Raw genomic sequence first — 12,348 nt, 5'->3', positions numbered from 1 at the left:
GTGAAAGCGGGCGTCAGACGAGGTTCAGGTCGAGAAAGGCGTCCTTCACCTCGATGGGTTTGGGAATGAGCTTGAGTTGCGCGAACACGTCGGCCAGGCCTTGCTGTTCCTGTGCGATGGCGGGCGTGAGCGCGACCACGCCATATTGCCGCCGTTCGGTGGCCAGCGCCAGCACCTTGGGCTCGACCTTGAGCTGCGGCGCCAGCGTGGCGACCACTTCGGCGGGGTTGGCCTGGGCCCATTCGTTGGCCTTGCGCAGCTCGGCGAACACGGTGCGCAGCACGTCCTGGTTGGCGCGCGCGAAGCCCGGCTGCGCGAAGTGGTAGGTGCGGTTGCCGCTCAGGCCGGTGCCGTCGAACAGCACGCGCGAGTCGGTGGCCAGTTGCGCGGCCGCCAGGAACGGGTCCCACAGGCCGATGGCCGCGACGCTGCCCGACTGGTACGCCGCGATGGTGTCGGAGGCCGTGAGGATGTACACCGGCTCGATGTCTTCGTAGCGCAGGCCCGCCGCCTCGAGCGCGCGGATGAGCACGTACTGCGTGTTGTAGCCGCGTCCGGTGACCATCTTCTTGCCCTTGAGGTCGCGCACGCTGCGGATCGACGAGTCGCGCGGCACCAGGAAGCCGACGCCGCCGGGGTAGGGGCTCTCGGCCGCCAGGTACGCCAGGCCCTTGCCGCTGGCCTGCTGGAACACGCCGATGCCGTCCGAGGCATGGCCGAAGTCGATGGCGCCGGCCGCGAGCGCCTCCGACAGCTGGCTGCCACCAAGAAACTCGGCCCACTCGACCTTCACGCCCGCGGGCGCCAGCGCCTTCTCGAGCTGGCCCGTGCCCTTGAGGATGTTGAGCGTGTTGAACTTCTGGTAGCCGATGCGAAGCGTCTTGGTGCGCGCCTGCGCGAAGAGCGGGGTCGCTGCCGCGGTGATGGCTGCGGCGGTGCCGGCCTGGATGAGCGTGCGGCGAGACAGGGAGGCGGGCGCGGAGGGCGACGAGTCAGAGGAGCGAGAGGAGCGAGAGGTGCGCGAAAGGGTGTGCATGGCGAAAGCAAAAGTCCGCGACTCTAGGGGCCGCTGCCGTTCCGCGCCACGAAGCTTTCGTCATTTGCTCATGCCCAACTCGGCCGTGCATATGCAAGCCGAATTTGCTTCGTTGGTGCGTGCGGGCGCGCTGCCTAGAGTCGCGGCTTTCCATCTTTTCAAGAGCAGGCATGACCCGCAGCACATTCATCCTCACGAGCCTGGCGCTGGCCATCGGCTCGCTCACCCTGGGCCCCGCCGCGTGGGCCGACCGGCTCGACGACGTCAAGAAGGCCGGCGTGCTGCGCGTGGCCGCGTTCGACGGCAACCCGCCCTTCGGCTTCATCGACCCGGCCAGCAAGAAGCAGGTGGGCCACGACATCGACCTGGCGACCGAGTTCGCGAAGAGCCTGGGCGTGAAGATCGAGCTGGTGCCGACCAACCCCGCCAACCGCGTGCCGCTGCTGACATCGGGCAAGGTCGACGTGGTGTTCGCCAGCTTCACCATCACCGACGAGCGCGCCAAGGCGGTCGACTTCACCACGCCGTACTTCCTGGTGGGCCAGCAGTTCCTGGCGAAGAAGGGCGTGCTGAAGGACGCCGCGCAGATCAAGGACATTCGCATCGGCACCGAGAAGGGCACGACGATGGAGTCGAACCTGCGCAAAAACTACCCCGACGCCAAGGTGGTGCTGTACGACGATTCGCCCTTTGCGCTGGCCGCGCTGCGCAACGGCAATGTGCAGGCCATCACCAACGACGGCGTGAAGCTCACGGCGCAATGGAATGCGATTCCCGACAAGGAGAAGTACGAGATTCCGGCGATCACCGTGTCCAAGGAATACCTGGGCGCCGCGGTGCCCAAGGGCGAGGCGCGACTGCTCGAGGCGCTGAACACCTGGCTGGTGGACAGCGAGAAGAACGGCCGCGCGCTGGCCATCTACAACACCTGGTTCGGCCCCGCCAGCCAGGCGCCGCTGCCGCGCCTGCTGAAGATCGGCGACCAGCGCGTGGCGGCGAACTGAGGCTGCCGGGTTCGGCCTTCCTTGCCTTCCTGGCCTCGTCGGTTTTCCTGGGCTGCCCGTCTTGATCGATCTGTTGCGCGAGCAGCTGCTCGCGCCTCGCTACATCGGCTGGCTGCTCGACGGCTGGCTCACCACGCTGTGGGTGTCGCTGCTGGTGTCGGCGAGCGCCACGGCGCTGGGCGTGGTCGTTGCGGCGGCCCGCTCGTCGAGCCACGCGGCGTGGCTGCGCGCGAGCGGCGCATACGTCTCGCTGTTTCGCAACACGCCGCTGCTGGTGCAGCTCTTCTTCTGGTACTTCGGCGCGCCCGCCGTGCTGTCCGAGGCCGCGCGCGAGTGGCTGTATGCGGGGCACGTGCTGTCGTTCGAGCTGCTGTCGGCGCTGGTCGGGCTCACGCTGTATGCGGCGGCCTATGTGGGCGAGGACATTCGCTCGGGCATTCGCGGCGTGCCGAGCGGCCAGACCCTGGCCGCGTCGGCGCTGGGCTTCACGCAGGCCCAGGTGCTCGCGCAGGTGGTGCTGCCGCAGGCCCTGCGCATCGCCTTGCCGCCGCTGCTGGGGCAGTACATGAACATCGTGAAGAACACCTCGCTCGCGATGGCCGTGGGGCTGGTGGAGCTGTCGTATGCGTCGCGGCAGGTGGAGGCCGAGACCTTCAAGACCTTCCAGGCTTTCGGCTTCGCGACGCTGCTGTACATCGTGACCATCGGCGCCATCGAACTGCTGGCCGCGTGGGCGGCGCGGCGGCAGGCGAAGGGGCACAGGCCCGTTTCCGGAAAGGCCGCATGGCCGTGATCCACACGCTCTGGGACAGCCTGCCGTACCTGCTGTGGGGCGCGTTCCCGCAGGGGCCGCTGGGCGGCGCCGCGCTCACGGTGCTGCTGAGCGCGGGCTCGGCAGTGGCCTCGGCGGTGCTGGGGCTGGCCGCCGGCATCGGGCTGGCGACGGCGCGCGGTGGGCTCAGGGGGGCGCTCACGCTGGTGCTGGGTTTCTTCCGGGCGATTCCGGTGCTGATGCTGATCTTCTGGACCTACTTCCTGCTGCCCTTCGCGCTCGGCATCAGCGTGCCGGGCGTGCTGTCGGTGATGTGCGCGCTGTCGCTGGTGGGGGGCGCCTACCTGGCGCATGCGGTGCATGCGGGCATCCGTGGCGTGGGGGAAGGGCAGTGGGCGGCGGGGCTGTCGCTGGGCTTCACGCGTTGGGGCACGTTGCGCTTCCTGGTGCTGCCGCAGGCGCTGCGCATGATGCTGCCGTCGTTCGTCAACCAGTGGGTCACGCTGGTGAAGGACAGCTCGCTGGCCTACATCGTGGGCGTGGGGGAGCTGTCGTTCGTGGCCTCGCAGGTGAACGCGCGCACCATGGTCTACCCGGCGGAGATCTTCATGCTGGTGGGTGCCCTCTACTGGCTGCTGTGCACCGGGCTCGACCGGCTGGCGAACGCATGGCTGCATCGCGCGCGGTCAGGTACAAGAATGCGCAAAAACCTTGCAGGAAAAGGTCATGGGCGGTTCGCATAATCGCCGTGGTCGTGCAGACCCCGGCACGGCCTTTCCATCCAGGTTTTCACCCCGGACTTTTCCACTCAAGGAGCTTCACCCATGGCCCAGACCCGCATCGCCGTTCTCGTCGGCAGCCTGCGCAAGGATTCGTACAACCAGAAGCTGGCCCTCGCGCTGGCGCACCTCGCGCCCGAGGACTTCACCTTCGAGCACCTGCGCATCGACGACCTGCCGCTGTACAACCAGGACGAAGACGGCAACCAGGCGCCCGCGGTGAAGCGCCTGAAGACCGAGATCGCGGCGGCGCAAGGCCTGCTGTTCGTCACGCCCGAATACAACCGCTCGATTCCCGGCGTGCTGAAGAACGCCATCGACCACGCGTCGCGCCCCTACGGCCAGAGCGCCTGGGGCGGCAAGCCGGCCGGCGTGCTGGGCGTGTCGGTGGGCGCCATCGGCACCGCGCTGGCGCAGCAGCACCTGCGCAACATCCTGGCCTACCTCGACGTGCCGACCATGGGCGCGCCCGAAGTGTTCCTGCAGGCCAAGGACGACCTGTTCGACGACAAGGGCCACATCGGCAACGAAGGTTCGAAGAAGTTCCTGCAGGGCTGGATGGACAAGTACGTGGCCTGGGTCAAGACGCACTCGGCCTGAACACGAGTTCGGGCGCGGGCACGGGCCTGCACGCGGTCAGGGCTTCGGCCTGACCTCGTCCGGGCCCGCGGCCGCCTTCTCGGCGTGGCCGCCGAACTCGTGGCGCATGGCGGACTGCATGCGGTCGGCAAAGCCGCCGTCGCCGCGCGAACTGAAGCGCGCATACAGCGCGGCGCTCAGCACCGGCGCCGGCACCCCCTCGTCGACGGCGGCCTGCACCGTCCAGCGGCCTTCGCCGGAATCGGAAACGCGGCCCTCGAAGCCCGCCAACTCCGGGTCGGCCGCGAGCGCGGCGGCGCTCAGGTCGAGCAGCCATGAACTGATCACGCTGCCGCGCCGCCAGACCTCGGCGATCTCGGGAAGGTTCATGTCGTACTGGTAGAGCTCGGGGCGCCGCAGCGGCGTGGTCTCGGCGTCCACCACGCCCGCGGTTTTACCGACATTGGCGTTGCGCAGGATGTTGAAGCCCTCCGCGTAGGCGGCCATCACGCCGTACTCGATGCCGTTGTGGATCATCTTGACGAAGTGGCCCGCGCCGTGCGGGCCGCAATGCAGCCAGCCCTGGTCGGCGGTGCCGCTGCCGGGGCGGCGGCCCGGGGTCGGCGCGGCGGTGCCCGCGCCCGGCGCCAGCGCCGCGAACACGGGCGCGAGATGCTGCACCGCCGCCGTGGCGCCGCCGACCATGAGGCAGTAGCCGCGCTCCAGCCCCGCCACGCCGCCGCTGGTGCCCACGTCGACGTGGTGAATGCCCAGGGCGTCCAGCGCGGCGGCGCGCCGCAGGTCGTCCTGGTAGCTGGAGTTGCCGCCATCGACCACGATGTCGCCGGCTGAGAGCAGCGGCGTGAGCTGCGCCAGCACGCCGTCCACGGCAGCCGCGGGCACCATCAGCCAGATTGTTCGGGGCTGCGGCAAGGCCGCCGTCATCTGCGCCAGCGAGGCCGCGCCTTGTGCGCCGAGTGCCACGAGGCGGTCGACGCCTTGCGGGTCGTGGTCGTGGACGACGCATGCGTGCCCTGCGTTCATGAGCCGCCGCGCCATGCTGGCGCCCATGCGGCCCAGTCCGATCAATCCGATTTGCATCTGGAGCTCCGATCCTGTGTGGGAAAACGACGGCCCCGGAATCGGGGCTGCCTCAGGTCTGAGCGATGGCGCCGCCGCAAAGTTCGTGTGTCACGGGTGGGCCGGCACTGTTCGCATCGACGAAAAAAAGCCGCCCACGGGGGCGGCTCGTTTCGGCGACAGTGCGCGCGGAGCGCAAAGGGCGCATAGGGCGCGATCGCGTCAGGCGGCTTGCGCGACGCTCTTCTGGTTCGCGGCTTCGGCCGTCGCCACCAGGATGTCGTTGCGCGCGGCGCTGAACGCGGCGGCCTTGGGCTCGTCGCCCATCGCCACGCCCTCGGCACGCACGATGCGCACGTCGGTGATGCCGAAGAAGCCGAACACGACCTTCAGGTAGCTTTCCTGGTGTTCAGCGCCCTGGCCCCAGTCGCTGGTGGAGTAGACGCCGCCGCGGCTCGAGGCCACGATGACGGTCTTGCCGCCGGCCAGGCCCACGGGGCCGGTCTCGGTGTACTTGAAGGTGCGGCCGACCTGGCCCAGGCGGTCGATCCAGGCCTTCAGCTGCGTCGGGATCGAGAAGTTGTACAGCGGCGCGCCGATGACGACGACGTCGGCGGCCAGGAACTGGCTCACCAGCTTTTCAGACAGCGCGTTCTCGCGTTGCTGGGCTTCGGTGGGCTCGGCCTGCGGGCCGGTCTTGATGGCCAGGGCGTCGGCGCTGAAATGCGCGGGAGCGTCGACGGCAAGGTCGAGGTACTCGACGGTGGTGTCGGGGTGCGCGGCCTTCCAGGCGGCCACGGTCTCGGCCGTGAGAACGCGGGAGGTCGAATAGGCACCGAGGATGCTGGAGTCGATGTGGAGCAGCTTCATGATCAATCACTTTCTGTGTTGGCTGTCGGCGCTCAATTGGCCGGCGGATGTGAGAATTCTATTTTTGGATCGAGTGGGCGATAAGTAGCCAAAAATCGCACTCATCGTTCTGTTTTCGGGACAATCAGCGCATGCAAGACCTCAACGACATGGTTTTCTTTGCCGAAGTGGCCGAGCGCGGCGGCTTCGCGGCGGCCAGCCGGGCGCTGGGCATTCCCAAGTCGCGCCTGTCGCGCCGCGTGGCCGACCTCGAAGAGCGCCTGGGCGTGCAGCTGATGCAGCGCAGCACGCGGCGCCTGTCGCTCACGCCGGCCGGCGAAATCTACCTGCGCCACGCCGCCGCCATGCGCGACGCGGCGCAGGCCGCCGCCGAGGCGGTGGCGCAGGTGCAGACCGAGCCCAGCGGGCTGGTGCGCCTGAGCGTGCCGGTGACCATGTCGCACAGCGGCCTGGCGCAGCTGATGCCGCAGTTCATGGCGCTGTACCCGGCGGTGCGCATCGACATGCGCGTCATCAACCGGCCGGTCGACCTGATCGAGGAGGGCATCGACATCGCGCTGCGCGTGCGCCCGGTCATCGAGGACAGCGCGTTGCTGGTGGCCCGCACCTTCGGCACCAGCCGCGGCGTGCTGGTGGCCACGCCCGACCTGCTGGCGCAGTACGGCCCCATCGAGTCCCCCGCCGACCTGGCCCGGCTGCCGACGGCGGCCATGTCGGCCAACGGCGAGGGGCGCACCGAATGGCGGCTCGAAGGGCCGAACGGCGAAATCCACGTGCACGCCCACAACCCGCGCTACGTGGCCGACGACCTGGTCACGCTGCAGTACGGCGCGCTGGGCGGCGTGGGCGCGACCATGCTGCCCGACTACATGTGCCGCGCCGAGGTGGAGTCGGGCCGGCTCACGCGGGTGCTGCCCGGCTGGGGGCCCTCACCCGTGGTGGCGCACATGGTGTTTCCGGCGCGGCGCGCGCTGGTGCCGGCGGTGCGGCGGCTGATCGACTTCCTGGTGGAGCACCTGCAGAACGAAGAGCTGCGGATGTTCTGACCGCAATCAGCCGTTGGCGCCGACGTCAGCGTCGATGTCGGTGGCGAAGGTCACGGCCTTGTGGGCCTCCAGCACGGCGAGCCGCTCGCGCAGCGCGTTGCCGATCGACGCATAGGTGCTGCTGCCCATCGCCAGCCGGCGCGGCGCGGGGTGCTGCTCGACCGAATCCGCCATGGCCCGCGCCATCTTGGCCGCGTCGCCCGTCAATTCGAATTCGCCGCTGGCGAGCATGCGGCGGATGGCGCCGGCCGGCGTGTCTTCGTAGACTGCCATCGGCGCCGGGCTGACCAGGCCGCCGCCGAAGTTCGTGCGCGTGGGCCCGGGCTCGACCAGCGTGAAGGAGATGCCGAAGGGCGCCACCTCTTGCGCGACCGATTCCACGAAGCCTTCGATGCCCCATTTGCTCGCGTGGTACAGGCTGAAGTTCGGATACGCCAGCTGGCCGCCTTCGGACGACACCTGGAGAATGCGCCCGCCGCCCTGGGCGCGCAGGTGCGGCAAGGCCGCGCGAATCAGCTGGATCGAGCCGATGAGGTTGGTGGCGATCTGCTGGTCGATCTGCGCGTCGCTCACTTCCTCGGCCGCGCCGAACAGGCCGTAGCCGGCGTTGCTGACGACCACGTCGATGCGGCCCATGGCGGCGAAGGCGGCATCGACCACGCGGCGCACGGCCGCGGTGTCCGTCACGTCGAGCACGGCCACGCGCAGGCGTTCGCCGTGCTGCGCCTGCAGATCGGCCAGCGCGTCGGCCTTGCGCACGGTGGCGGTCACGCGGTCGCCGCGTGCGAGCAGGGCCTGGGTGAGTTCGCGGCCGATGCCGCTGGAGGTGCCGGTGATGAGCCAGTTTTTCGTTGTCATTCGAGGTCCTTCGAGGGTGTTGGGGATGGAGAAAAACCCATCGTAGGACGCGGCATTGAAAACAAAAATGCCGTTGTGGTGCATCTGTCTTGCACCTGAAGTTGATAATCCGCCGAATGATCATCGACCCCCTCGACGGCGTCGCCGTCTTCCTGGCCGTGGCCGAGCACCGCAGCTTCACTGGCGCGGCGCTGGCCTTGGGCGTGACCCCGACGGCGGTCAGCAAGGCGATTCGCGCGCTGGAAGCGCGCCAGGGCGTGATGCTGTTCCAGCGCACTACGCGCCGCGTGGCGCTCACGGAAGCGGGGCAGGCCGTGTTCCTGCGGCTCCGGCCGGCCGTGAGCGAAATTTCGGACGCCTTCGCCGCGCTGGTCGGCTTTCGCGACCGGCCCATGGGCACCTTGCGGATCACGGCGCCGCACGGCGCGGTCGAGCCCACCCTGGGGGCGCTGGTGCCGGCGTTTCGCCGGGCCTACCCCGAGGTGTCATTGGAAATTTCGCTCGACGAGGCCATCGTCGACCTGGTCGGCGCGGGCTTCGATGCCGGCATCCGGCTGGGAGAGGCTGTCGAAAAAGACATGGTGGCGGTGCGCCTCACGCCCGAGATCGCGTGGTCGGTGGTGGGCGCGCCGCGCTACTTCGAGGGCAGGGAACGGCCGAAAGTACCGGAAGACCTGGTGCGCCATGAAGCCTTGCACTACCGCTTCGCCGGCTCCGGCGCGCTGCACCGCTGGAGCTTTCGCCGCGGCAAGCGCGACTTCCTGGTCGAGACCAAGGGCGGGCTGGTGCTGAACGACCGGCAGATGCTGGTCGACTGCGCGGTCGAAGGGCTGGGCCTGGCCTTTGTCTCGACGCAGGAGTCGCGCCGGGCGGTGGCGCAAGGCTTGCTCGAAACCTTCCTCCAGCCGTACATTCCGGTCGATTCGGGGCTGTACCTGTACTTTCCGGAGCGTTCGCAGTCGCAACTGAAGCTGCGGGTGTTCATCGACATGGCCCGGCGCATGGCGGCGCTGCCGGGTTGATCGGCCGGCTGGCCAGCCAGCTGGGGCAGCTGTCGATCGGGCGCGTTGGCGGTTCCTTTATGCGAAAAACGTCATATCCAAACAAGCAGATATTCGTTTGGCATTGAAGCGATGGTTCGCACAATCCGAGGCTCCCATCCATCCAGGAGCGACCATGGCAACTCTTCGACTCGGCGACACCGCCCCCAATTTCACCCAGGATTCCAGCGAAGGCCCCCTCGACTTCTACCAGTGGGCCGGCGATTCGTGGGTCGTGTTCTTCTCGCACCCGGCCGACTTCACGCCCGTGTGCACCACCGAACTCGGCAAGACGGCGGCGCTGTCGGGCGAGTTCGCCAAGCGCGGCGTGAAGCCCATCGCGCTGAGCGTGGACCCGGCCACCAAGCACAAGGAATGGATCTCGGACATCAACGAGACCCAGAACACCACGGTCAACTTCCCCATCATCGCGGACGCCGACCGCAAGGTGGCCGACCTGTACGACCTGATCCACCCGAACGCCTCGGCCACGGCCACCGTTCGCAGCGTGTTCATCATCGACCCGAAGAAGGTCATTCGCACCACCATCACGTACCCCGCGTCGACCGGCCGCAACTTCGACGAGATCATTCGCGTGATCGACTCGCTGCAGCTCACCGACAGCCACAAGGTGGCCACGCCCGTGAACTGGAAGGACGGCGACGACGTGGTCATCGTGCCGAGCATCCAGGACCCGGCCGAGCTGGCCGAGCGCTTCCCCAAGGGCTTCAAGGCCGTGAAGCCCTACCTGCGCATCACGCCGCAGCCGAACAAGTAAGCGGGCAGGGCAGCGTCGTCATGCAAAGCCGCGTAGTCATCGTGCCGGGTTGGCGCGACTCCGGGCCCGGCCATTGGCAGAGCCTGTGGGAAGCGCGCATTCCGGGCGCGGCGCGGGTGGTGCAGGACGACTGGGCCTCGCCCAAGCGCGATGCCTGGGTGGCGGCGCTGACCAAGCTGGTCATGGAAACGCCAGGGCCGGTGGTGATCGCCGCGCACAGCCTGGGCTGCATTGCTACGGCGCACCTGCCGAGCGCCGCGGCGGCACGCATCCAGGGCGCGCTGCTGGTGGCGCCGGCCGACCCCGAGCGCCGCGCGGTGCTGTCCGACTTCGCGCCGGTTCCCTATGCCGCGCTGCCGTACCGCAGCATCGTGGTGGCCAGCAGCAACGACCCGTTTTGCCCCATTCGCCTGGCGGGTGCATATTCGCGCGCCTGGGGCAGCGAGTTCGTGCGCATGCAGAATGCGGGCCACATCAACATCGATTCGGGGCATGGAGACTGGCCGCTCGGCCTGGCCCTGCTGCAATCGTTGACCGACGAGCCCGCCGCCTGGTCGGCGGGCCGTGATTTTTCAGAAACCTTGGCAATCACATGACTTCCAGAATCAAGACCTTCGTCGCCGTGCTCGCGCTGGCGTCCTCCGCACTTGCAGGCAGCACCGCCTTCGCCCAAGGTACGTCCGGCACGGGGCTGCTGAACGCCTCGTACGACGTGGCCCGCGAGTTCTACAAGGACTACAACGCGGCCTTCGTGGCGCACTACAAGAAGGCGACCGGCAAGGACGTCAAGATCGACCAGTCGCACGGCGGCTCCAGCGCCCAGGCGCGCGCCGTGGCCGACGGCCTCGACGCCGACGTCGTCACCATGAACACGTCCACCGACATCGACTTCCTGGCCAACGCCGGCGTGGTCGCCAAGGACTGGCCCAAGAAATTCCCCGACAACGCGTCGCCCACCACCTCGACCATGCTGTTCCTGGTGCGCAACGGCAACCCCAAGGGCATCAAGGACTGGGACGACCTGGTCAAGCCCGGCGTGCAGGTCGTGATCGTCAACCCCAAGACCGGCGGCAACGGCCGCTACGCCTACCTGGCTGCCTGGGGCTACATCAAGAAGAAGGGCGGCACCGACGCGCAAGCCGCCGAGTTCGTCGGCAAGCTGTTCAAGAACGTGCCGGTGCTGGCACGCGGCGGGCGCGACGCGACCACCGCCTTCCTGCAACGCAACATCGGCGACGCGCTGATCACCTTCGAATCCGAAGTGGTCTCCATCGACCGCGAATTCGGCACCGGCAAGGTCGACTCGGTGTACCCGTCGATCAGCATCGTGGCCGAGAACCCGGTGGCCGTGGTCGAGCGCACGACCGCCAAGAAGGGCACCGGCGAGCTCGCCAAGGCCTACCTCGACTGGCTGTACTCCGAAGAAGCGCAGGAAATCGCGGCCAAGCATGCGCTGCGCCCGCGCTCGCAGACCGTGCTGAAGAAGTACGCCGCCACGTTCAAGCCGCTGCAGCTGTTCACGGTGCAGGAACTGTTCGGCAGCCTGGGTGAAGCGCAGAAGGTGCACTTCAACGACGGCGGCCAGTTCGACAAGCTCTACACGCCCGGCGCGAAGTAAATGAGCGGCGCTGTTCCTTCGGCGCTCCCGTCCGCGGGAGCGCCTTTTTCGCGTGCCAACCGGGCAGGGGGCGCCAAGCGCGTGCTGCCCGGTTTCCACATCACGCTCGGCTTCTCCATTCTTTACCTCAGCCTGATCGTGCTGATCCCGCTGTCGGCGCTGGTGTTTCGCACCTTCACGCTGACCTGGGACCAGTTCTGGGTGGCGGTGACCGCGCCGCGCGTGATGGCCTCGTACCGGCTGACCTTCGGCGCCTCGCTCATCGCGGCGCTCGTCAACGCCGTGTTCGGGCTGCTGGTGGCCTGGGTGCTGGTGCGCTACAAGTTTCCGGGCAAGCGCATCGTCGATGCGCTGGTCGACCTTCCGTTCGCGCTGCCGACGGCGGTGGCCGGCATTTCGCTGACCGCGCTGCTCGCGGGCAACGGCTGGATCGGGCAGCTGCTGGAGCCGCACGGCATCAAGCTGGCGTTCACGCCGGCGGGCATCGTGATTGCGCTGATCTTCATCGGGCTGCCCTTCGTGGTGCGCACGGTGCAGCCGGTGCTCGAAGACACCGAGAAAGAGCTCGAGGAAGCCGCCACCTCGCTGGGCGCCACGCGGCTGCAGACCTTCACCAAGGTGATCTTCCCGGCCATCGCGCCGGCACTGTTCACGGGCTTTGCCATGGCCTTCGCGCGTGCCATCGGCGAGTACGGCTCGGTGATCTTCATTGCCGGCAACATGCCGATGATCTCGGAGATCACGCCGCTCATCATCATCGGCAAGCTGGAGCAGTACGACTACGCGGGTGCCACCGCCGTGGCGCTGGTGATGCTGGTCATTTCGTTCGTGCTGCTGCTGGTCATCAACGGCCTGCAGGCATGGCAACGCCGCAGGTCTGGAGCCTGA

14 protein-coding genes are annotated in these 12,348 nt (G+C 68.2%); 10 read left to right on the top strand and 4 right to left on the bottom strand.

Translation table 11 applies throughout. The features are described 5' to 3' along the window. Positions 1–13: 13 nt before the first annotated feature. On the bottom strand, positions 14–1,036 hold the full coding sequence (locus AB6807_RS06850; protein ID WP_371083981.1) for an aliphatic sulfonate ABC transporter substrate-binding protein: 1,023 nt from the start codon (positions 1,034–1,036) through the stop codon (positions 14–16). 170 nt (positions 1,037–1,206) lie between these two features. Between AB6807_RS06850 and AB6807_RS06845 the strand changes: the two genes are divergently transcribed. The 4 genes from AB6807_RS06845 (at position 1,207) to AB6807_RS06830 (ending at position 4,191) form a co-directional block, all read left to right on the top strand. Continuing rightward, positions 1,207–2,040 carry an ABC transporter substrate-binding protein gene (locus AB6807_RS06845; RefSeq protein ID WP_371083980.1) on the top strand — a complete coding sequence of 278 codons (834 nt, stop codon included), beginning with the start codon at positions 1,207–1,209 and terminating at the stop codon, positions 2,038–2,040. 70 nt (positions 2,041–2,110) lie between these two features. Beyond that, positions 2,111–2,833: an amino acid ABC transporter permease gene (locus AB6807_RS06840; protein WP_371084161.1), complete on the top strand. Its 723-nt coding sequence runs from the start codon at positions 2,111–2,113 to the stop codon at positions 2,831–2,833. Beyond that, positions 2,824–3,555, top strand: a complete 732-nt coding sequence (locus AB6807_RS06835) for an amino acid ABC transporter permease (RefSeq protein WP_371083979.1) — start codon at positions 2,824–2,826, stop codon at positions 3,553–3,555. Before AB6807_RS06840 ends, AB6807_RS06835 begins: the two co-directional genes overlap by 10 nt. Positions 3,556–3,636: 81 nt before the next feature. Further along, positions 3,637–4,191, top strand: coding sequence for an NADPH-dependent FMN reductase (locus AB6807_RS06830; RefSeq protein ID WP_116907525.1), 555 nt, complete (start codon positions 3,637–3,639; stop codon positions 4,189–4,191). A gap of 36 nt (positions 4,192–4,227) precedes the next feature. Here the strand turns inward: AB6807_RS06830 and gnd are convergent, their stop codons facing one another. Together gnd and AB6807_RS06820 are read right to left on the bottom strand one after the other, a co-directional pair. Continuing rightward, positions 4,228–5,271: a phosphogluconate dehydrogenase (NAD(+)-dependent, decarboxylating) gene (gene gnd, locus AB6807_RS06825; protein ID WP_116907526.1), complete on the bottom strand. Its 1,044-nt coding sequence runs from the start codon at positions 5,269–5,271 to the stop codon at positions 4,228–4,230. 201 nt (positions 5,272–5,472) lie between these two features. Beyond that, complete coding sequence (locus AB6807_RS06820) at positions 5,473–6,120, bottom strand: FMN-dependent NADH-azoreductase (protein WP_116907527.1); 648 nt, start codon at positions 6,118–6,120, stop codon at positions 5,473–5,475. Positions 6,121–6,251: 131 nt separating this feature from the next. On the opposite strand from AB6807_RS06820, the gene AB6807_RS06815 reads away from it, so the two are divergent. Further along, positions 6,252–7,166 carry a LysR family transcriptional regulator gene (locus AB6807_RS06815; RefSeq protein ID WP_116907528.1) on the top strand — a complete coding sequence of 305 codons (915 nt, stop codon included), beginning with the start codon at positions 6,252–6,254 and terminating at the stop codon, positions 7,164–7,166. Between the two features lie 6 nt (positions 7,167–7,172). On the opposite strand, the gene AB6807_RS06810 is transcribed toward AB6807_RS06815, so the two are convergent. After that, positions 7,173–8,024, bottom strand: a complete 852-nt coding sequence (locus AB6807_RS06810; protein WP_371083978.1) for an SDR family oxidoreductase — start codon at positions 8,022–8,024, stop codon at positions 7,173–7,175. 116 nt (positions 8,025–8,140) lie between these two features. Between AB6807_RS06810 and AB6807_RS06805 the strand changes: the two genes are divergently transcribed. From AB6807_RS06805 to cysT, 5 genes are all read left to right on the top strand, one after another. Beyond that, on the top strand, positions 8,141–9,046 hold the full coding sequence (locus AB6807_RS06805) for a LysR family transcriptional regulator (protein WP_371083977.1): 906 nt from the start codon (positions 8,141–8,143) through the stop codon (positions 9,044–9,046). 154 nt (positions 9,047–9,200) lie between these two features. Beyond that, positions 9,201–9,842 (top strand): peroxiredoxin, encoded by a 642-nt coding sequence (locus AB6807_RS06800; protein ID WP_116907531.1) that lies wholly within the window; start codon positions 9,201–9,203, stop codon positions 9,840–9,842. Between the two features lie 20 nt (positions 9,843–9,862). Then, positions 9,863–10,438 (top strand): alpha/beta hydrolase, encoded by a 576-nt coding sequence (locus tag AB6807_RS06795; protein ID WP_116907532.1) that lies wholly within the window; start codon positions 9,863–9,865, stop codon positions 10,436–10,438. After that, on the top strand, positions 10,435–11,460 hold the full coding sequence (locus tag AB6807_RS06790; protein ID WP_116907533.1) for a sulfate ABC transporter substrate-binding protein: 1,026 nt from the start codon (positions 10,435–10,437) through the stop codon (positions 11,458–11,460). Before AB6807_RS06795 ends, AB6807_RS06790 begins: the two co-directional genes overlap by 4 nt. Beyond that, positions 11,461–12,348 carry a sulfate ABC transporter permease subunit CysT gene (gene cysT / locus AB6807_RS06785; protein WP_116907534.1) on the top strand — a complete coding sequence of 296 codons (888 nt, stop codon included), beginning with the start codon at positions 11,461–11,463 and terminating at the stop codon, positions 12,346–12,348. It begins immediately after the preceding gene.

This window comes from Variovorax sp. RCC_210, from assembly GCF_041355175.1.
Taxonomy (GTDB): domain Bacteria; phylum Pseudomonadota; class Gammaproteobacteria; order Burkholderiales; family Burkholderiaceae_C; genus Variovorax.
Note: the sequence above shows the minus strand (reverse complement) of the source record. Positions and strands in the feature narration are given on the sequence as shown.